Raw genomic sequence first — 20,224 nt, 5'->3', positions numbered from 1 at the left:
TAAAGGAGAAGTGATTTATTATGATGCGTTCGTTATATTCTGGTGTATCGGGACTTAAAGGACATCAGACGAGAATGGATGTAATCGGCAACAACATTGCCAATGTAAATACGACCGGCTTCAAATCCAGTCGCGTGACCTTTGCGGATACGTTGCTGCAGACTTTATCAGGAGCTGGTTCTCCTAGTGCAAATCTTGGAGGAACAAATCCTAAACAAATTGGCTTAGGTACTGGGGTATCGAGTATTGATATGTTGTTTACAGACGGAGCAGTACAATCAACAGGAAAGAATACAGATTTGTGTCTTTCGGGTAATGGGCTATTTGTGGTAAAAAAAGGAAATGAAACTTTTTATACTCGTAATGGTGCGTTTGAGTTTGATGCTAATGGGAACTTGGTAATGCCGGGAAGTGGTATGAAGGTCCAGGGGTATATAGCTAATAATGGTGATATTAGCAATGCCGCTGGGGATCCTGATGGAGATATTCAAATTCAGGTAGGTAAAGGAATGGATGCTGCAGCAACCACTTTAATATCATATACGAAAAATTTACAGGGAGATATGACTGGCTATGACATTAGTAATATGATTATAAAATATGCTGATGGCACGCAAGAGACTATAAACTCGTATACGCCGACTAAGGTAGATAAGGGGACGATTTCACTCACTACTGATACCGGTGAAGTAATTGAAGTGGATGATACTGCAGGCTTTAATTTTACGACCAATCAGGTTTTGGATGGTGTCAAATTGTGGACGGAGAATATAGATTCTGTTACTGCAAATTCTTCTGGAACAGTTGATGTGCAAGTAAAATCGGGGGCTTCGTCAACTTTAGTTAGTCCTAGCCCTTTGGATCTTAAAGGTTTGACAAATGGTAATTATTCTTATGGCGGTTCAATAGCTCTTTCGGGAACAATTATTACTAATGGTGTTACCGCTATAGGCCCAGCTACAAATCCAAATTCTGCTGTGGAAGTTAGTTTTAAGCTTGATGATACTTATGGGACTTCGGCTGGAACGGTGGTTAAAGTCCGTATCCCAAATCCACAAAATGCTACATATAGAGATGGTGATACGGTAGCTTTTGGTGGATTTACAATTGGTGATATAACGGCTAATACTGGTGCTGTAGTTAATTGTGCTAATGGAAGGACAGATACGTTGACAGCACCGTATAGCGTTACATCTTCTGCACAGTCATATGAGCGGAAGGGCAGAGGTACGGATGGTTCGATAGTAGCAATTACCCGAAATGGAAAGGGAACAGCATATAAATATAACGGTAAAGAGGTTAATTCTTTAAGTATTGTAACATCAGATGGTAAGACTTTGTCTGGGTTATTGGGGAAAAATTATTCGAGTGGTGATACGTTCTATTCGTCTATAACCACAACGGTAACGTTATATGATACTGATGGTGGTGTTCATTCTGTACCAGTTCTGTTTACGCGTACTGCAGGTGCGGAGAGTACCTGGGAATTAAGTTTAGCTGGTGGTAGTGACACCTATAATACTGTAGAAGATGATGGAACAACATTCTCGGTTTCCTTGAACAAAAGTAATTTAGTTTTTGATGGTAATGGTAGATATGTATCAGGCACTGCATCATTATCGACTTCGAGTTCGGGTGATAGAGCTTATGATGATGGAGATGTAACTTTAAATTTAAGCGGTCTTACTCAGTATGCAGGCACAAGTACAATTTCTAATAAAGGGGATGGAAATGCTTCTGGAACATTGCAGAGTGTTTCTATTGACAGTACTGGCGTTATAACGGGAGTATATTCTAATGGAGTAAAACAGGCTGAGGCTAAAATAGCAATAGCTACGTTTAATAATGCCGCAGGTTTGACTAAAACAGGAAATAGTCTTTATCAAGAATCGAATAACTCGGGTAAGGTATCGTATGATTCGACAGGCTCTACAATTACATCGTCGGCTCTGGAGATGTCTAACGTTGACATTGCCAGTGAGTTCTCGGATATGATTGTTACCCAGCGCGGTTTCCAGTCGAACTCTAAGATTATCACGGTTAGTGATGAAATGCTTGAGACAATGATTAATATGAAACGCTAATATAGGCAAGCGGCAATCAATTCGGTTGCCGCTTGTTTTTGCTAAAAGGAAAAAGTAGTAGATTTCGTATAGTTTTCTCAGTGAAATGAAAAAACTATACGAAATCTACTACTTTTTGATATAATATAGAAAAAGGAGGTGGTTGCGATGATACAACGCAAGGATTACTTACAGGAACTATGTCGTTGGCGGGATAGGCAAGTCATTAAGGTGATTAAAGGCATTCGGCGCTGTGGCAAATCGACGTTATTTTCCCTTTTTATCGATAAACTGCGAGAAGAAGGTGTGTCGTCGGAACAGATTATCTGGATTAATTTGGAAGACTTAGCTTATGAAGAATTATTGGACTACCGCAAGCTTTATGTCTACGTGAAGGAAAAATTACAGCCGGGAAGAAAAACATATATTTTTTTGGATGAAGTTCAGAACTGCCAAGATTTTGAGCGAGCCGTTGATAGTTTATTCATCCAGCCAGATACGGACGTATATATCACAGGTTCTAATGCTTTTATGTTATCTGGTGAACTGGCAACTCTTTTATCCGGGCGCTATGTTACGATTACCATGCAGCCCTTATCCTTTGCTGAGTATTATTCTGCGACAGCTCAGAAAAATAGTGGTGAGGCCTTTCAGGAGTATATGCGCTTTGGTGCTTTTCCTTATGTAACGCAGTTGAATCGTAATGAGGAGTCGGTGCGCACTTATTTGGAAGGCATTTATAACACGATTCTCGTCAAAGATGTTGCTATGCGAGAAAAGATTAACGACTTGACGATGCTAGAGAGTGTTGTGCGGACACTAGCCAGCAACATTGGCAGTCCGGTTTCGATAAAGAAAATAGCCGATACGCTGGTTTCTAGTGGACGAAAAATATCAGCCAATACGGTGGAGCGGTTTGTACGGGCGCTTACAGACAGTTTTATTTTTTATAAAGTAGACCGTTATGATGTCAAGGGGCGGCAGTATCTTAAAACTTTGGGCAAATACTATATCGCGGATACAGGATTACGCCGGATATTGACGGCAGAAAGTACTGCTGATTTAGGTCATTTGTTGGAAAATATTGTGTACTTGGAATTGAAGCGGCGTAATATGCGCGTTAACATTGGCAAGGTAGCGGAGTATGAAGTTGATTTCGTCGCTGAAAATGGAGAGGAAGTCACCTATTACCAAGTATCTGCTAGTGTGTTGGATGAGAAGACTAAGGAACGCGAATTACGTGTCTTGCAAAAAATAAAAGACAATCACCCCAAAATCTTGCTGACGCTCGATGTGGTTGGTGCCAATGCGAACTATGACGGGATTCGCCAGTATAATCTGATTGATTGGTTATTAGCAGCGAGGACGCCTTGAAGTTAGGTGGGGGTATGACAGCAAAAGACGACAGCCGATTGGACTGTCGTCTTTTTGTTATTTTCGATGCACGGGCATTTTCTTGTAGATGTCAGCAAGTCTTGTCAATGCTTCGTTTAAGGTGTCGTCATTCTTGGCGAAATGCAGGCGCAGGTAGTCGTTGTTGTCTTCGTGGAAGAAGGCTGAACCTGGGACGGCGCCGACGCCGACTTTTTCGGCCAGCGTCTCGCAGAATTCTTCGTCGCTGGCGAAACCGAAAGCGGATATATCGACCATGACGTAATAGGCACCTTGCGGCTCGGTATGCGGCAGGCCGATTTCGCGCAGGCCATTCAGGAGGAGTTCGCGCTTTTTCGTATAGTGCTGTTTCAGCCAGTCATAGTAGCTGTCGTCAAAGCTAAGGGCCGTGACGGCCGCTTCTTGCAGTGGCGCTGCGGCACCGACGGTCAGGAAATCGTGGACTTTGCGGGCAACTTCGATAACCTCGGGGCGGGCGATGACGTAGCCAAGACGCCAGCCGGTGATGGAATAGGTCTTGGAGAGGGAACCGCAGGAAATCGTGCGCTCCCGCATGTGCGGCAGCGTGGCAAAGTAGATATTCTCGTACGGCTCGTAGACGATATGCTCGTAGACTTCATCGGTGATGACCCAGGTATCGTATTTTTCCGCCAGGTCGGCAATAATTTGCAATTCATCGCGCGTAAATACCTTGCCACAGGGATTGGATGGATTGCAGAGGATCAAGGCTTTGGGGTGCTGCTGGAAGGCTCGTTCGAGTTCCGCGGCATCAAAGGTATAGGCTGGCGGTGTAAGCGATACATAGATTGGCTCGGCACTGCACAGGATTGCATCAGCGCCATAGTTTTCGTAGAAGGGCGAGAAGACTATGACTTTATCGCCGGGGTCAGTGACGCTCATGACAGCGGTCATCATGGCTTCGGTGCCGCCGCAGGTTGTGACGATTTCGGTGTTGGGGTCGATGTCAAGCCCTGTGAAATGCGTTTGCTTCTTGGCCAGTGCCTCGCGGAAGTTTTGCGCGCCCCAGGTGATGGAATACTGATGCGGGCCGTAGGCGGCGATTTCGGCCAGCCGTGCGGTGAGTTTTGCGGGAGGATCCCAGTCAGGGAAGCCCTGGCTCAGATTGACGGCCTGATATTTGAGTGAGACGCGCGTCATGCGCCGGATGACGGAATCCGTAAAGGTCTCCGTGCGTTTGGATAGTCCTGTCATAGTGATTGCTCCTTATTCTGCCGGTACGATGGTACCATGATATTGTTCCTGGATGAATTTTTTGACGGCCTCCGAGTGGAAAATCTGGGCGATTTTCTGATAGTCGGCATTGTCTTTGTCCTTCGTACGGGCAGCCAGTACCATGACCGCCAGCGGTTCCGATTTATCTTCCAGATAGATGCCCTGCTTTTCGACATCGAGTCCGCCGCTCATGACGTAATTCATGGTGATGACAGCGATATCAACATCCTGCAGGCTGCGGGGCAGCTGGGCGGCCTCGAGCTCGACAAACTGGAGATGCTTGGGGTTGGACTGGATATCCTGAATCGTAACCTTGAAATTGTTTTCCGGCAGGGTGATGAGTCCGGCTTTGGCGAGGAGCATCAGCGCGCGGCCGCCGTTGGTCGGGTCATTGGGGATGGCTACTTTTGCCCCATCGGGAATGTCCTTTGTGCTGTGGACTTTGTCACTGTAAATGCCCATGCGCATGAGAATCGTCGTGCCGATGGGGGATAGCTCGGCATTGTGCTGAGCGGAAAAGTTCTTGAGAAATGGTTCGTGCTGATAGCTGTTCAGGTCGATATCGCCGTCAGCGAGCGCCTGGTCGGGCGTAACGTAATCGGAAAACTCGACGACGGTGACCTTGAGCCCCTGATTGGCGGCTTCTTTGGCTACCGCTTCGGCTACTTCGGCATGTGGACCGGACGTTGCGCCAAGTTTTATTTCTTTTTGCGCCTGCTGGCCGCAGCCGCTGATAAATAATGACATCATGGTGAGTGCACCTATCGCAAGAAATGATAATTTTTTCGTATTCATGTTTATCCCTCCAATTCATATTTGTATTATATGATAAGTCGCTGATGTAACTTTGTCAACTATAAACATATATTTTTTATATGTTATAACTTATTTTGTCGATTTCTGAGAAAAGGATTTTGACCTTCCGTGACGAATTCATACCTAGAGATGATGTGGGATATGTGAGGGGCAAAACTAAAAGTGAGGGGTGGCTATGGCGAAGGATAAAGCGTGGCGAAAGCGGCGCGAATTGATGCGGGATATGTTCGAAGAAATGATGGGGCTGCATAAAAAAATGCTGCTGGTGGCAATCGAACTGCATAAGGCCATGGAGGAAGACAAGGACCCAAGGGGAATCCAGCATAGCAAGGAGTTTTTGGACCTTATGCGTCAACAGCGCACGCTGATGATTCTCGGAATGGTTCATAAGGTCAATGCCCTGGACTCGGAAGAGGAGGGCGGCAAGTTAATTCCATTCCCGGTTCAAGCTACCCGTGAAAATATGGAGGCAACGGTCCGGCAGTACATCCCGCGTGACCGGGAGAAGCTGGCCAAAGAACATGCGGCCATCATGCGCATGGCGGAAAAGATTGGATATTTTGCCTGGTCCTTGCCGAAATCCTGCGTGCAGCATGCGAAAAATGGCGGCGTTACCACCTATGAGTGTTCCCGTTGCAGCGTGCTTCGCAATGCGAAGTTTGCGCAGGGCGATGATGGAGAGGGCTATGAGCTGTTACACCGTCAGTTGTTCCGGCTCTATGAAAAATGGAATGCCTGGATGTGGCAGTTTGAGAAGGAAGAACCCAGAAAATGGGATGAGATACAGGAAGAGGTAGTATCGGCGGCTTGCGAGAAACACCTCCGCGAACATTTTGCCGAAAAGGAAACCTTCGACGGAGCTGATTGTTATGGTTGTCCGATTATCCGTCAATCCTTTATGCCACTGCAAAAAAACAATAGCGAAAAATAAAGGGCGAAGCGGTCTTTGAAGGCCGCTTCGTTTTTATTTTTGATTGTTTGTTTCGAAAATGGATTGGTTCGATTGAAACAGCGTTTCACAGGCGGGGTTTTTTGTTGGGGAAAACGATATTTTTTGTGTAATAGTGTTTCAGTTCATCGAGTGCTGATTGTTTAATATTATTTGTTAGTGATAAGCTTAAAGCGAATTAAAGAATACATTATAATACAAAAGGCGAAAACTAGGGGGAGAAGAACGATGAAACTGAAGAGGGAAAGAAATACAGCTCTCGCGCTGACGGTTTTACTTGGTCTTTCGGCTGGCTATATGCCGTCGACGGAGGCTGCTGTTAAAGACACGGCTGAAAAAGCAGTAGAACAGCAGATGGAAGCACCGGTTGGTGAAACGCTTTCGGAGAAGGCACAGCGACTGGCTCATAGCACAGTAACGCTCACCGGCGTCGATGTCGCAGATGGTTCGGCCTATGATAAAAAGAAAATCCTCCTGCTCGTACCGCAGCTCAAAAGCGATAAGGTAAAAGTCCAGGAGCTCAGCCGTACGATTGCCCTGTATAACGATGAAGGCGCCATCAAACTGCATGTCAACTTCCAGCCAGAGGGGAACGGCTATCGGGCAGTGGTAAGTGCAGTAAAGGGCAAGAAGGTTACCTGCGGGGTACAGTTCGCCAATAACGGCAATAAGTACAGCGGCGAGTGGCGTGGAACGACTACCTATGTCAACCGCAACCTCACGGGCCGCGGGGATACGTTGGGTGCAGCACTGGTAAGCACGCTGTCCATGGATAAGGATAGCGCAGTAAGACAGGGCGCTGTTTCCTATCGTTGGAATCTGGCAAATTCCGGTGATACGCTGACGTTCTCGGCCAGCCATTCGGATTCCAAACTGACGAATCTTTCCGCTACGCCGCTGTTTGATTTGTCGGCTACTGGTAAGAGCACCCGCGCTGGTGTGTCGTATCAGCATTATTTCAACCACAGCCAGCGTGAACGCGATTTCCTGGATTTCGGCCTGAACTATCATCAGACGGATAACGGCCTGGAACTGACGATTCCGGGAGGCGGCGCTGCGAAAATCAATTACGACCTGCACCACGAAGATGCAACGCTGTCGTTCAATCATCGTGACCGCGGCGTATCCCATAACTTTGGGTATCGCTTCGGACTTCAGGGGAATCTTGCCGGGGATAAAAAGGATTTCAAAGCTATGACGGCTGATGCCGATACGAAGTACCTGATTTTCCATGCCAATGCCAACTATTTGAAACGTTTGAGCAAGGAAAAGAATTCCTGGCTGCTCAGCACTCGCGCAGCCGGCCAGCTGGCCAATAAGAACCTCATCAGCTGTGAGAAGTTCGGTGTAGGCGGCATGGACAGCGTTCGCGGCTTTGATGAAAATATCCGCACGGCCGATAATGGCGTATCGGGAAGCGTGGAATTCTATACGCCGGAGAAGAGCGGTCTGCGCGGTGTCGCTTTCGTCGATGGTGCCCGCATCAAAAACCATCATGGCAATATGACGACGAATCTGGCATCGACAGGCCTTGGCCTTCGCTATAATACGGCAAACTTCTCCCTGGCTACGGACTATGCCTGGGTCGTACATGAACCGGATAACGTCAAAAATGACCCGGCTGGTCATCGCCGTTGGAATTTATGGGCTGGATTGAGTTTCTAAGTAAGGAGCGGAAGTAAGATGAAAAAAACAACCTTCTCGAAAAAGATTCTTCGTTTTGCTGTGGCCAGTGGCCTGATGTTTTCCCTGAGTGCTCCGCTGGTGCAGGCAATGCCGCAGGGCGGTGAGGTCTTAAATGGCGGTGTCTGGGTCAATGGCTCGAATCGCTGGCTCGACAACAGCAGTGGAAAATTTGATGCCGTTTCTGGTGATGAATTTCAGGCGCAGAAGGTCTATGACCCCAATGATAAAGCGCTGGTTATCAAATGGGATTCTTTTGACATAGCTAGTGGTGAGAAGCTGGTCCTCAATGGACAGGGCGTGCCATTCATCAATATTGTCAACAGCGGGAAAATGTCGACCATTGCCGGAACGCTTGAAACGACGGGCTTGAATCAGGTCTATGTCGTAAATACCAGTGGCATTAACGTGACCGATACGGCAAATGTTACGGCTACGAATCTGACGCTTTCGACGGTTGAGGCAAGTGATGCAGAATGGAAGAGTCTGTCGTTTGCTGATTCTGCAAAAGCCAAGGGCGATATCAAGATTGCCACGCCGAATTCTATCGATGTATACGGCAACTTTACGACGAACAGCGTCAATCTGGAAGTAGCTGATGGCGTTTCGTTTAAAATCAATACCGAGGACAGCAATACCTCGTGGTGGGATGATACCAATAAGGTAAATGTGTCGTCTGAGAAAAACTGGGACCGCTCGACGGTAACCTTCAATGCCGAAAATAATATTACGTTTAGCGGTTATTTTGATACGGCCTGGATTGACCAGAAGGGTGATGTCGCCGGGCATGGGGCGAAAGGCCCCATCGAGGCAACGTTTACGGGCAAGAATGTGACCTTTAATGTGCCGACAAAAACAACGGAATATACGGTGGGAATGAATTTTAACCTGTATAATGATGCCAATACGATAACGGTAAATGGTACGGAAAGCATCGCAATAAACGGTGGTAAATTTGCCGCCGGTTCCGGAAGCATTAACCTCAACAGCCCGAAGATTACGGCAGCCAGCGGCACGGTTTTTGATGCAACGACGAAAAAATCTTCTTCGAAGATTGAGGCAGCCGAAGGCGTTAATGTGGATGACTTCACGGTGACAGGCACGGATTTGCCAAGTGATACTCCGGCAGATACACCGAGCAGCGAACCATCCGATACGCCAAGTGATACGCCGGCAGATACGCCGAGCAGTGATCCATCCGATACGCCAGTTACTCCGGGAGATGAGCCGGCCAAGAAGCCGCTGAGCAATAATGAGACGGTAAATAAGGTCTTGGATACCTTGTCGGTAGCTCAGGAGACGAAAGAGCAGATGGTGGCAACCATTGAAGAGGAAAATGATATGGTGGTAGCCGATGTTGACCAGGAAGCTGCTCCGGCAGAATCCGTCGAAGCGGAAGACAACAATGTCAGAGTTCAGGCAAATGCGATGGAGAACCTGTCCAATGCGCCAGCAGCGGGTGCAGGTCTGGAAGTTGCGGATAACGTATCGTTTACGGCCTGATTGGCAGCTGTTTTGAATCGCGGATAGTAAAATAAACAGGAGTTGTGAAAAAGTATGCTTTTCTGCAGGCTTTTTCGCAGCTCCTTTTGTCGATTCTGGGGCAAAAGAGTCAGGAAGGTGTGGACAAGTGGCTACATTCTTTTATATAATGGCAAGGATGACTCATTATAAAATTTAACTCAGATGTGGAGGATGAAGAAAATGGCAAGAGTCGCAAACTACGACGAGAAGATTAAAAAGGTTTCCGAGAAGATTGAGAAAAAGCAGAGCGAAATCAAAGCGCTGAAAGCAGAGCTGGAATCGGTCAAGGAGAAACAGGCTAAAGTCCAGTATGCGGAACTGCTTGAATACATGCAGGCCAACAACCTTTCGGCAAAAGATATTCTCGAGCTTATCAAAGACTAATAGAAAAACGAGCAGGAAGAATTCTCCTGCTCGTTTTTGTTTGTGGTATAAAAAAAACTTCCCTGACCTGGAATCAAGGAAGTCATAAAATCGTAAGTGGTGCGCTCGGGCAGAGTCGAACTGCCGCCTTCGGCTCCGGAGGCCAACGTCCTATCCACTGGACTACGAGCGCGTTTCACAACAGAAATAATTATATCATTGTTGGAATTTAATGTCAAACCAAGAAAGTTTTGCTAAATTGTTAGGGAAGTGAGAGAAAACATGATATAATAATGACAGATTGTTCTAGGAGGGGACTGAGATGGAACTTAAGAATTACATGGAAGATTTGGTGCTGGAAAAATTGGATGATGTTATGGCCCAGTATCCGTTTTGCTGCACCTGCGACCAGTGCAAGCGGGATATTGCAACCTTGGCGTTGAATCATTTGCAGCCGCGTTATATTTCCTCTCATAAAGGCGATGTTTATACGCGTCTCAATGAAATGAGCGTTCAGTATGAGGTGGAAGTCATACAGGCCATTGCCAAAGCTATCGAGATTGTACATAAGAATCCGCGTCACGAAAAAGCAGACTGATTGTTGTAAGCAAAAAGAGGTATTGCCAGGCCCTAAGGGAAGGCAATACCTCTTTTGCTGTTGTTATTTTTTGTGATTCTTCAAGAAGTTTTCGATGCGGTTGAGTGCTTCGGAAATCTTGTCGATGGAAGTGGCATACGAGCAGCGTACATGACCTTCGCCGCAGGCACCAAAGGCACTGCCAGGAACGAGGGCAACATGCTCGGCTTTTAACAGTTCTTCGGCAAACTCGTTGGAGGTGTAGCCCGTGGAGCTGATGTTAGGGAAAATGTAGAAGGCGCCTTTTGGCTCAAAGCATTCCAGTCCCATCTTCGTCAGTCCGTCGTAAATCAGGCGGCGGCGCCGGTCGTATTCGGCGACCATCTTTTTCATGTACTTCTCGCCGTGGCGAAGGGCTTCGACGGCGGCAATCTGGGCCGTGATTGGTGCACAGAGCATCGTGTACTGATGAATCTTCGTCATGGCGGCGGTCAGCGTGGGATTTGCCAGTGCATAACCGATGCGCCAGCCCGTCATGGCATAGGCCTTGGAAAAGCCGTTTAAGAGAATGGTTCGCTCCTGCATACCGGGCAGGGAGGAGAAGCAGACATGTTCCTCGTCGCCGTAGGTGAGGTCGCCGTAGATTTCATCGGAAATGACGATGAGGTCGTGTTTTTCGGCAAAGTCGGCAATAGCCAAGAGGTCTTTGCGCGTCATGATAGCGCCGGTCGGATTGTTCGGATAGCCAATCAACAGGACCTTGGTGCGCTCGGTGACGTGTTCTTCCAGCTCGGCGGGGGTGATGCGGAATTCGTTTTCGATTTTGGCCGGTACGGCTACCGGCACGCCGCCGGCCAGCGTGGTGCAGGCCTGATAGGAGACGTAGCATGGTTCGGGAATCAGCACTTCGTCGCCGGGGGCCAGAATGGCACGCATGGCGATATCGAGCGCTTCGCTGACGCCGACGGTCACCAGTACGTCGGTAGCGGCGTCGTAGGTTACGTCATAGTTTTTCTGGTAGTGATTGCAGATTTCCTGACGGAGTTCTGGCAGGCCGCGGTTGGCGGTGTAGGAAGTGTAGCCCTGTTCCAGTCCGTAAACGCAGCTTTCGCGAATCGGCCATGGCGTGACGAAATCCGGTTCGCCGACACCGAGCGAGATGACATCGTCCATCTGAGCGGCAATGTCAAAGAATTTGCGGATGCCCGAGGGCGCAATGGCATTTACGCCCGGGGAGAGGCGGCTGGCCCAGTCTTTTTTCGTTTCCATCATGGGCTCACCACCAGTCTGCGGTCACGTTCTTCATCGTCGATAATCGTGCCGTCTTTTTTGTATGGCTTTAACATGAAGTGGCTGCGGGTCTGCGTGACGCCTTCGATGGTGGAGAGGCGTTTGGCGACAAAGTTGGCTACTTCCTTCAGGGATTTGCCTTCGATGATGACCATGAGGTCAAAGCTGCCGCTCATGAGGTAGACCGTGCGGACTTCGTCGAAGCGGTAAATGCGCTCGGCGATGGCATCAAAACCAACTTCGCGCTGCGGCGTCAGGTTGATTTCAATCATGGCGGTGACGGTGTCATCACCGAATTTTTCCCAGTTAATCAGTGTATTGTAGGACAGGATGATTTTGTTCTTTTCCAGATCCTTGATATTTTTTTCGACTTCATACTCACTGCGATTGAGCATGGAGGCGAGTTCGCCTACCGGGCGGCGGGCGTCGTGTTCGAGAAGCTCCAAGAGTTCGCGCATGAATATTCCTCCTTTGATTGATTCGCAACAATAAAAGCCCTCATCCTGTAAAAGGACGAGGGCTTATTCCCGTGGTACCACCTTAATCGGATTCGCAAAGGAATCCACTCGAGGCCTTAACGCGGCAAACGGCAGGGCTTATTGGGCCCGGCAGGCTCGTGAGCAGCTTTCTCTGGTTCTGCCTGACGATTTGCACCGGCCATCGTCTCTCTGGTAGGTTAGAATACAGATACTTCTTCAGTCATTGCCTCTATCAATATAAAACAATCATATCACAGTGAAACAGTTTTTGACAAGTCAAAAATAGCGGTTGTGTGTTTGTGATAGACAGATGATGGAAACAAAAGGCTCATATGTCCTTTTGTTGAAAAATTGTTGTCTTTTTGATAAAGATGGCGGTGTGTTCTTGCAATACGCAGTTGTTTTAGGTAAAATGATAATTGAGTACTGAAACAGCAGTATTTACAGGAGCAAGAGACGGAATTAAGGAAGAAGGTTATTGCATGTTTATCGGCAGCATCGATTCGTTGGATAACGGTCACGCGGATTACCCGGAAATCATACAGAAAGCGCTGGAGTATCTGCGGAGCCATGACTTCACGAAGCTCGAAGATGGACGCTATCCGATTGATGGCGATAAATGCGTGGCGAATCTGCAGCGGTACACGACCCGTGTCCTTGAGGAATGCCGCCCGGAGACCCATAAGAAATATGTGGATATCCAGTTCGTCGTCGAAGGCGAGGAATATATGGGGTGGTGTCCGTTCAGCCCGGACCTCAAGGTGTCGGAGCCCTATAATGCAGAAAAGGACATAACCTTTTATGAAGAATTGATACCGGACAGCAATATCGTGCTGACTCCGGGGCGTTTTGCTGTGCTTTATCCGGAAGATGTGCATCGTCCGCAGGGCGCAGTAGAGGGTGAGCCGGGCCCTGTGACCAAAGTAGTGGTGAAAATTTCGGTGGATTGTTTGTGATGCAATAGGCATAGCAGGCCTTTCGGTTTGCTATGCCTATTTTATCTATATAAAGCTTTATGTTTCATTATTATCTATTTCTATTGGAGGAAAAGAGCACTCATGACTGTAAGAAGAATTTTCGTAGAGAAACGACAGGGATTCTTTGACATCCCGGCCCAGCAGCTCTGCAGCGACCTGAAGGAGACGTTCCGTCTCGAAGAACTCAAGGCCGTCCGGATTATCAAGCGCTATGATATTGAAGGTCTTAGCGATGAGGAGTATGCTGCGGTCAAGTCGGTGGTATTTTCTGAGCCGCCGGTGGATGTAGTATATGAGGAAAAATTGCCGCATTTCCCGAACTCGCGGGTATTTGCGGTCGAATATCTGCCGGGACAGTATGACCAGACGGCAGATTCGGCAGCGCAGTGCGTGCAGCTGGTTACGCAGAAAGAGCGCCCGCAGATTGCTACGGCACGGGTTATCGTCATTGTAGGAGACGTGAGCCGTGAAGATTTCAATAAAATCAAGGATTACTGCATCAACGCTGTGGAAAGCCGCGAGGCAAGCCTGCAGAAGCCGGAGTCGCTGAATGTGACGTATGAGGAACCGGCTGATGTTGAAGTGCTCGAAGATTTCAACGGGCTCGATGAGGAAGGTGTCAAAGCGTTTTGGGAGAGCAAGGGCTTTGCCATGAGCCTGGAGGATTTGCTGTTCTGCCAGAAGTATTTCCGCGATGAAGAGCACCGCGCGCCGACGATTACCGAGCTGCGCGTAATTGATACTTATTGGTCCGACCACTGCCGTCATACGACGTTTACGACGGCAATTGATATGGTCGACATCAAAGACGGGTATTTTTCCCCGGCTATCACGAAGGCTTATGAGAAGTATCTGGCCGACCGCAAGGAAATTTACGCCGATAAGCCGCGCGATGTGACGCTGATGGATATTGCTGTCATCGGCATGAAAGCCCTCAGAAAACAGGGCAAGCTCGATGATTTGGATAAATCGGAAGAAATCAATGCCTGCAGTATCGTGGTAACGGCAGATATCGATGGCAAGGATGAGGAATGGCTCGTCATGTTCAAGAACGAGACCCATAACCATCCGACGGAAATTGAGCCGTTCGGTGGCGCTGCTACCTGCCTCGGCGGTGCAATCCGTGACCCGCTGTCGGGACGTTCCTATGTCTATCAGGCAATGCGTGTGACGGGTGCTGCTGACCCGCGCCGTCCGCTCAAAGATACGATGGCCGGCAAACTGCCGCAGAAGAAAATCACGCTGGGGGCAGCTGCTGGTTACAGTGCGTATGGCAACCAGATTGGTCTGGCTACGGGACAGGTCCGTGAAGTCTACCATGAGGGCTACATGGCAAAACGCATGGAGATCGGTGCCGTTATCGCTGCGGCGCCGAAGGTCAATGTCGTCCGTGAGCGTCCGGCTGCTGGTGACTTCATCGTGCTCGTAGGCGGCCGTACGGGCCGTGACGGCTGCGGCGGTGCAACGGGTTCCTCCAAGGAGCATACGGAGGAGTCGCTGACGAGCTGCGGTGCTGAGGTACAGAAGGGCAACCCGCCGACGGAGCGCAAGATTCAGCGCCTGTTCCGCAATCCGGAAGTCAGCCGCATGATTAAGCGCTGCAATGACTTCGGTGCGGGCGGTGTAGCCGTAGCAATCGGTGAGCTGGCTGATGGCCTCATTATCGATTTGGATGCCGTCAAGAAAAAATATGCCGGTCTTGATGGTACGGAGCTTGCAATTTCGGAGTCGCAGGAGCGCATGGCCGTTGTCATCGACCCGAAAGACCTCGATGCTTTCGTCAAATTTGCCGATGCCGAAAACCTCGAAGCAACCAAAGTCGCTGATGTTACGGAAGAACCGCGGCTTATCATGCAGTGGCGCGGTAAGCCGATTGTGCAGATGAACCGCGAGTTCCTCGACACCAACGGCGTCCGCCAGCATGTCACGGCTGTTATCGATATGCCGGATGAGGGCAAACGCTATCTGCGCGAAGTTCCTGAGGCGGTCAAAAAGTGCGGCGGCGATGTCGAAAAGGCATGGCTGGAAAATCTGCGCGACCTCAATGTCTGCAGCCAGAAGGGTCTGGCGGAACGCTTTGACTCCACCATCGGCGGCAATACGGTGCTCATGCCGTTTGGCGGCAAGAAGCAGTTGACGCCGGCTGAAGGCATGGTGGCGAAGCTGCCGGTTCTCGGTGCTGAGACGAATACGGCTACGGCGATGACCTTTGGTCTCAATCCGGCTTTCACGGAGTGGAGCCCGTTCCATGGTGCCCTGTATTCTGTCGTCGAGGCTGCGGCTAAGATGGTGGCCCTCGGCGGACGTGCCGATAAGATCCGCCTGACGTTCCAGGAATATTTCGAGAGCCTCGGCAAAGACCCCGAGAAGTGGGGTAAGCCGTTTGCGGCCCTGATTGGTGCGCTTTGGGCACAGCATGAGCTGGAAATCCCGGCGATTGGCGGCAAGGACTCGATGTCGGGTACGTTTGAGGACATTCATGTTCCGCCGACGCTGGCCGCATTTGCCGTTGATGTCATGAAGGCCGATTGTGCGGTATCGCCGGAGTTCAAATATGCAGGCAATAAGGTTTATCTGGTGCCGGCACCGAAAGACGATCAGGATTTGCCGCTGTTTGGCAAGATGCGCCATAACTGGGCAAAAATCAGCGAGATGACGGCCAGCCATAAAGTATTCTCGGCACAGAGCATTGGCGTAGGCGGTATTGCTGCAGCCATTACGAAAATGTCGCTGGGCAATGGCATTGGCTTTAAGTTTACGAACTTCATCGCTAAAGACGACCTCTTCAAGCCGGATTACGGTTCTATCCTGTTGGAGGTTGCCGACCATACGGATGTGGAAACGTTACTGGCTGGCACGGGTTGCCGTGAACTGGGTGAGACGACGGCGGGCCCGAGCATTGTCTGCGGTGATACGGTTGTCATGATTGCCGATGCCGAAGAAGCCTTCACGGCACCGCTCGAGAAAATCTTCCCGACGCAGGTCAAAGGACGTTCCAAAGACAAGGCAACCTACATCCCGTATAACAAGGGCAATGTGATTCATGCGCAGCACAGCATCGTTCGCCCGAAGGTATTTATTCCGGTATTCCCGGGCACGAACTGTGAGTACGATTCGGCAAGAGCTTGGCGGCGTGCCGGTGCTGAGGCGGAGACGCTGATTGTCCGCAACCTCACGCCGCAGGCTGTCGAGGAAACCGTCGAGGCAATCGTCAAGGGCATCAAAGAGGCCCAGATGATTATGCTGCCGGGCGGATTCAGCGGTGGTGACGAGCCGGATGGTTCGGGCAAATTCATTGCGGCGATGTTCCGCAATCCGCGCATCAAAGAAGAGGTCATGAATCTTCTCAACAAGCGCGATGGATTGATGCTCGGTATCTGCAATGGCTTCCAGGCACTCATCAAACTGGGGCTGGTACCGTATGGCGATATCCGTGATCTCTCCGAGTCTTCGCCGACGCTTACGCATAACAACATCGGCCGTCATGCGTCCTGCATGGTTCAGACGAAAGTCGTATCGAATCTTTCGCCGTGGTTCAACAACGTCAAAGTGGGCGATACGCATACGATTGCCATTTCGCATGGCGAGGGCCGCTTCGTTGCCGATCAGGAAATCATCGCGAAGCTGCGCGTACGCGGTCAGATTGCTACGCAGTATGTCGATGCGTCGGGCAATCCGTCGCTTTCCATTCCGTTCAATCCGAACGGTTCGGTCAACGCTATCGAAGGTATCACGAGCCCGGATGGACGTGTCCTCGGCAAGATGGGACACTCGGAGCGCATCGGTGAAAATGTTGCGTGCAATGTTCCTGGCTGCAAAGACCAGCAGCTCTTCGAAGCTGGTGTGGCTTACTATAAATAACGCTTACTCTTACGAAAAAAATGACCGGTCATTTGACCGGTCATTTTTGACTCGTCAATTGTCAAAATTTATGTTACAATAATAAAAGTGTTCGATGCGGTCAGGTCCCTGACCGCATTTTGAATAACAATGAAAGAGGTGAATGGGTTGGTTGGTATTGTAATCGTGTCCCATAGTCAGAAGTTGGCGGAAGGGGTCAAGGAACTGGCTGAGATGATGGCTAGGGATGTACAGATTGCAGCGGCTGGAGGATTGGATGATGGCATGCTGGGAACCAGCTATGGAAAAATAATGATGGCTGTCGAAGATGTTTGCGGCCGCGATGGTGCCGTAGTTTTGATGGATATGGGAAGCGCCGTCATGACGGCGGAATTGGTGCAGGAAAATCTCAAGGATGACCAGGTGAAATTGGTAGACTGCCCGCTGGTGGAAGGTGCCGTGATGGCCGCCGTAGCTGCAGCTGGCGGTGCTGATGTCATGGAAGTCGTACGGCAGGCACAAGCGGGACGAGAGATGATGAAGCTTCAGTGAGCGAGTTACGGTTGACGCTTGACGGATTTGTTATAATGATAGGGTATACTACTAACGATAGTGATTATCATCAGGAGGATGAGTGTCATAGAATTTCATGATTTGACGAAAGCCGACAAGCCGCTGCTTGACCGGTATTTTCAAAGTCGTTATTACGAAAATTCCCATTTTACTTTTACAAATCTCTATATGTGGCGTGAACCGTACCAGGTAAAGTGGTGCGAAGAGGACGGCGTCCTCTACATGACCTGTCAATGGGAGGGGCAGCTGATGGCGCTGCAGCCTTATGGTCCTGAGGAAAAAATGGCGGAAGCTACGGAAAAGTTCCTGGCTTATTTTGCGCAGCAGGGACAGCCCTTTGTCATGACCGGCATCGAGAAAAGTTATGCGCAGGTTTTGGAAAATTTCGCTGGTGCGTCATTTGCGATTGAAGCCGACCGCGATAATTTTGACTATGTGTATCTGGCAGAGAAGCTCATAACCCTTTCGGGACGCAAACTTCATTCCAAGAAAAATCATCTCAATGCGTTTCATAAGCTCTATCCGCAGGCTGAGTATCTGCCGATTACGGAGGAAATCCTGCCCGCTTGTTTGGAGGAACTGCAGCGCTGGTACGATATCCGCATTCAGGATGAGCCCGATGACCCCTTTATTGGCTGGGAAAGCCGGGCGATTCGTGAAGTGTTTGCGGATTACGCCTTCTTTGGATTAAAAGGCGGGGCGATTCGTCTCGATGGACGCATTATTGCCTTTACGTTTGGCGAACAGCTAAATACGGATTCGGTAGTGGTCCATGTGGAAAAAGCTGATCCGAATATCCGCGGGGCATATCCGGCAATCAATCAGGCGTATGTAGCAAATTGCTGGCAGGGAATGACCTATATCAATCGCGAGGAAGATATGGGGCATGAAGGACTTCGCAAGGCGAAAGAATCCTATAAGCCGGTCAAGATGATTGAAAAATTCAACGCAAAGCGTTTATCGTAAATAACAAAAAAGACGAGCCGCAAAGGTTCGTCTTTTTTGTTAATGGGCCCCGCAGGTGCCACTGTTTACTGCGGTTTCGTTTTGGTTGGTAAGGCCGAGGTCAGCAAGCATTTGCATGTCCTCTTTGATGGTAGTGCCGGACGTCGTCAGCATATTGCCGGTAATCGATGCGGAAGCACCGGCGCGGAAGGCGGTGGCGCCGTTTTGCGGCAGGAGTTTGCGGCCTGCCGCCAGACGGATATTGGCGGTAGGATTCACGAAACGGAAAATCGCAATCGTACGCAGGATATCTTCGGCAGGCAGTGCAGGCTGGTTAGCAAGACCAGTGCCGGGAATAGCCATAAGGGCGTTGATGGGGATGGATTCGATGCCGAGCTCTTGCAGGCTGATGGCCATATCAATGCGGTCCTCCCAGGTTTCGCCCATGCCGATGATGCCGCCCGAGCAGACGCAGAAACCTTCTTCTTGGGCAATCTTGATGGTCTTGATGCGGTCGTCGTAGGTATGGGAAGTGCAGATTTGCGGGAAATAGCGGCGGCTGGTCTCGATGTTATGATGGTAGCTCGTGACACCGGCGGCGCGAAGGCGCTTGAACTGCTCACGGGTCAGCAGGCCGTGCGAGGCACAGAGGTCAATGGATAGCGTTTCGTTCATTGTTTTATAGGTGTCGATGGCTTTATCAAAATCCTGACCGGCTAATGCGCGCCCCGAAGTCACAATCGCAAAGCGATTGGCACCGGCATCCTGATTGGCTTTGGCATTTTTGATGATTTCCTCTTTGGTCAGGAACGGATATTCATCAATGCCCGTATGATGGCAGGCGGCCTGAGCACAGTACTTGCAATTTTCGCCACAGCGCCCGCTGCGGCCATTGATGATGGTGCAAAGGTCGATATGGTTGCCACAGAAATGGTCCTGCAAACGGCGGGCACCAGCCTGCAATTCCGCAAGCGGTGCAGTGAGCAGATACGATAAATCATCGCCGCGCTTGATGCGCAGCCCAGCGATGATCTTGTCAGTAAGTTTGTTGATAGAAGTAATTTTCATAACGACAGCCCTCACAAAAATAACAGTTTATTGTAAACATTATAAAACTGTATTGGTTAACAGTCAACTCATATGAAATATAAAGTTAACTACATAGCCTAAGTTTTTGAGGTGAGGAGAGGAATTTGACTGGTCGAGTCATAATAGCATCGGGGAAAACAGATGAAAGAAGGTTGCGGGTGATGAAAAACATGAAAAAAAGCCCGACTTCCCGAAGAAAGTCAGGCCGTTTAGGACAGCAGGCTGGTTAGACCTCTGTTTCCTCGTGGGCGTGCCGTACTGGCATGGTTTTACCTCCTATCGTCCCACCACTTGCAAATATAGTGCGCTACTATACCCGCCATGACAGATAGGAAAAAATCGTGAAAAGAAATTGTAATCACCTCCTCTGTGCGCTAAGGCATAGAGGTACGGCGAGATGAGTATATCATGTATTGACGGTATGAGCAATA

General features: G+C 49.4%; 16 protein-coding genes, 1 tRNA gene and 1 other annotated feature. Of the genes, 11 read left to right on the top strand and 6 right to left on the bottom strand.

Going from position 1 to position 20,224, the window contains the following annotated elements; translation table 11 throughout:
• Nucleotides 1-20: 20 nt before the first annotated feature.
• The gene (locus FZ040_RS08090) at nt 21-2,084 is read left to right on the top strand and encodes a flagellar hook-basal body complex protein (protein ID WP_149171516.1); all 2,064 of its coding nucleotides are present in this window, start codon (nt 21-23) and stop codon (nt 2,082-2,084) included.
• Nucleotides 2,085-2,231: 147 nt separating this feature from the next.
• On the top strand, nt 2,232-3,437 hold the full coding sequence (locus FZ040_RS08085) for an ATP-binding protein (protein WP_149171515.1): 1,206 nt from the start codon (nt 2,232-2,234) through the stop codon (nt 3,435-3,437).
• 57 nt (nt 3,438-3,494) lie between these two features.
• On the opposite strand, the gene FZ040_RS08080 is transcribed toward FZ040_RS08085, so the two are convergent.
• A complete protein-coding gene (locus FZ040_RS08080; RefSeq protein ID WP_149171514.1) occupies nt 3,495-4,667 on the bottom strand; it encodes a pyridoxal phosphate-dependent aminotransferase in 1,173 nt (390 codons plus the stop codon).
• 12 nt (nt 4,668-4,679) lie between these two features.
• On the bottom strand, nt 4,680-5,483 hold the full coding sequence (locus tag FZ040_RS08075; protein ID WP_149171513.1) for a MetQ/NlpA family ABC transporter substrate-binding protein: 804 nt from the start codon (nt 5,481-5,483) through the stop codon (nt 4,680-4,682).
• Nucleotides 5,484-5,679: 196 nt separating this feature from the next.
• Between FZ040_RS08075 and FZ040_RS08070 the strand changes: the two genes are divergently transcribed.
• The 4 genes from FZ040_RS08070 to FZ040_RS08055 all read left to right on the top strand — a co-directional run bounded on the left by FZ040_RS08070 (nt 5,680) and on the right by FZ040_RS08055 (nt 10,044).
• Nucleotides 5,680-6,435, top strand: coding sequence for a hypothetical protein (locus FZ040_RS08070; protein WP_149171512.1), 756 nt, complete (start codon nt 5,680-5,682; stop codon nt 6,433-6,435).
• Nucleotides 6,436-6,681: 246 nt separating this feature from the next.
• A complete protein-coding gene (locus FZ040_RS08065) occupies nt 6,682-8,118 on the top strand; it encodes a ShlB/FhaC/HecB family hemolysin secretion/activation protein (protein WP_149171511.1) in 1,437 nt (478 codons plus the stop codon).
• 18 nt (nt 8,119-8,136) lie between these two features.
• Nucleotides 8,137-9,639, top strand: a complete 1,503-nt coding sequence (locus FZ040_RS08060) for a filamentous hemagglutinin N-terminal domain-containing protein (RefSeq protein WP_149171510.1) — start codon at nt 8,137-8,139, stop codon at nt 9,637-9,639.
• Between the two features lie 201 nt (nt 9,640-9,840).
• Nucleotides 9,841-10,044 (top strand): protein kinase, encoded by a 204-nt coding sequence (locus FZ040_RS08055; RefSeq protein ID WP_149171509.1) that lies wholly within the window; start codon nt 9,841-9,843, stop codon nt 10,042-10,044.
• A gap of 97 nt (nt 10,045-10,141) precedes the next feature.
• On the opposite strand, the gene FZ040_RS08050 is transcribed toward FZ040_RS08055, so the two are convergent.
• A tRNA-Arg gene (locus FZ040_RS08050) sits at nt 10,142-10,216 on the bottom strand.
• A gap of 129 nt (nt 10,217-10,345) precedes the next feature.
• Between FZ040_RS08050 and FZ040_RS08045 the strand changes: the two genes are divergently transcribed.
• Nucleotides 10,346-10,621, top strand: a complete 276-nt coding sequence (locus FZ040_RS08045) for a late competence development ComFB family protein (RefSeq protein WP_149171508.1) — start codon at nt 10,346-10,348, stop codon at nt 10,619-10,621.
• Between the two features lie 63 nt (nt 10,622-10,684).
• Here FZ040_RS08045 and FZ040_RS08040 read toward each other — a convergent pair whose 3' ends face one another.
• Together FZ040_RS08040 and FZ040_RS08035 are read right to left on the bottom strand one after the other, a co-directional pair.
• Nucleotides 10,685-11,869, bottom strand: coding sequence for an aminotransferase class I/II-fold pyridoxal phosphate-dependent enzyme (locus FZ040_RS08040; RefSeq protein ID WP_149171557.1), 1,185 nt, complete (start codon nt 11,867-11,869; stop codon nt 10,685-10,687).
• Nucleotides 11,869-12,348, bottom strand: a complete 480-nt coding sequence (locus FZ040_RS08035) for an Lrp/AsnC family transcriptional regulator (protein WP_033170304.1) — start codon at nt 12,346-12,348, stop codon at nt 11,869-11,871. The genes FZ040_RS08040 and FZ040_RS08035 overlap by 1 nt, the downstream gene beginning before the upstream one ends.
• A 48-nt stretch (nt 12,349-12,396) precedes the next feature.
• Nucleotides 12,397-12,602: a binding site (T-box leader), on the bottom strand.
• A 249-nt stretch (nt 12,603-12,851) separates the two neighbouring features.
• Between FZ040_RS08035 and FZ040_RS08030 the strand changes: the two genes are divergently transcribed.
• The 4 genes from FZ040_RS08030 to FZ040_RS08015 all read left to right on the top strand — a co-directional run bounded on the left by FZ040_RS08030 (nt 12,852) and on the right by FZ040_RS08015 (nt 18,725).
• Nucleotides 12,852-13,325, top strand: a complete 474-nt coding sequence (locus FZ040_RS08030) for a NanQ anomerase/TabA/YiaL family protein (protein WP_149171507.1) — start codon at nt 12,852-12,854, stop codon at nt 13,323-13,325.
• Between the two features lie 102 nt (nt 13,326-13,427).
• Nucleotides 13,428-17,207, top strand: coding sequence for a phosphoribosylformylglycinamidine synthase (locus FZ040_RS08025; RefSeq protein WP_149171506.1), 3,780 nt, complete (start codon nt 13,428-13,430; stop codon nt 17,205-17,207).
• 138 nt (nt 17,208-17,345) lie between these two features.
• Entirely contained in the window at nt 17,346-17,738 is a 393-nt protein-coding gene (gene dhaM, locus FZ040_RS08020; RefSeq protein ID WP_318260888.1) for a dihydroxyacetone kinase phosphoryl donor subunit DhaM, read from the top strand.
• Between the two features lie 78 nt (nt 17,739-17,816).
• Entirely contained in the window at nt 17,817-18,725 is a 909-nt protein-coding gene (locus tag FZ040_RS08015) for a DUF2156 domain-containing protein (RefSeq protein WP_149171505.1), read from the top strand.
• Between the two features lie 39 nt (nt 18,726-18,764).
• On the opposite strand, the gene bioB is transcribed toward FZ040_RS08015, so the two are convergent.
• Entirely contained in the window at nt 18,765-19,772 is a 1,008-nt protein-coding gene (bioB, locus tag FZ040_RS08010) for a biotin synthase BioB (protein ID WP_149171504.1), read from the bottom strand.
• Nucleotides 19,773-20,224 lie beyond the last annotated feature (452 nt).

The organism is Pseudoselenomonas ruminis (assembly GCF_008271295.1).
GTDB classification, from domain to species: domain Bacteria; phylum Bacillota; class Negativicutes; order Selenomonadales; family Selenomonadaceae; genus Selenomonas_A; species Selenomonas_A ruminis.
The sequence above is the reverse complement of the archived record's forward strand: the minus strand, read 5'-3'. Positions and strand labels throughout refer to the sequence as shown.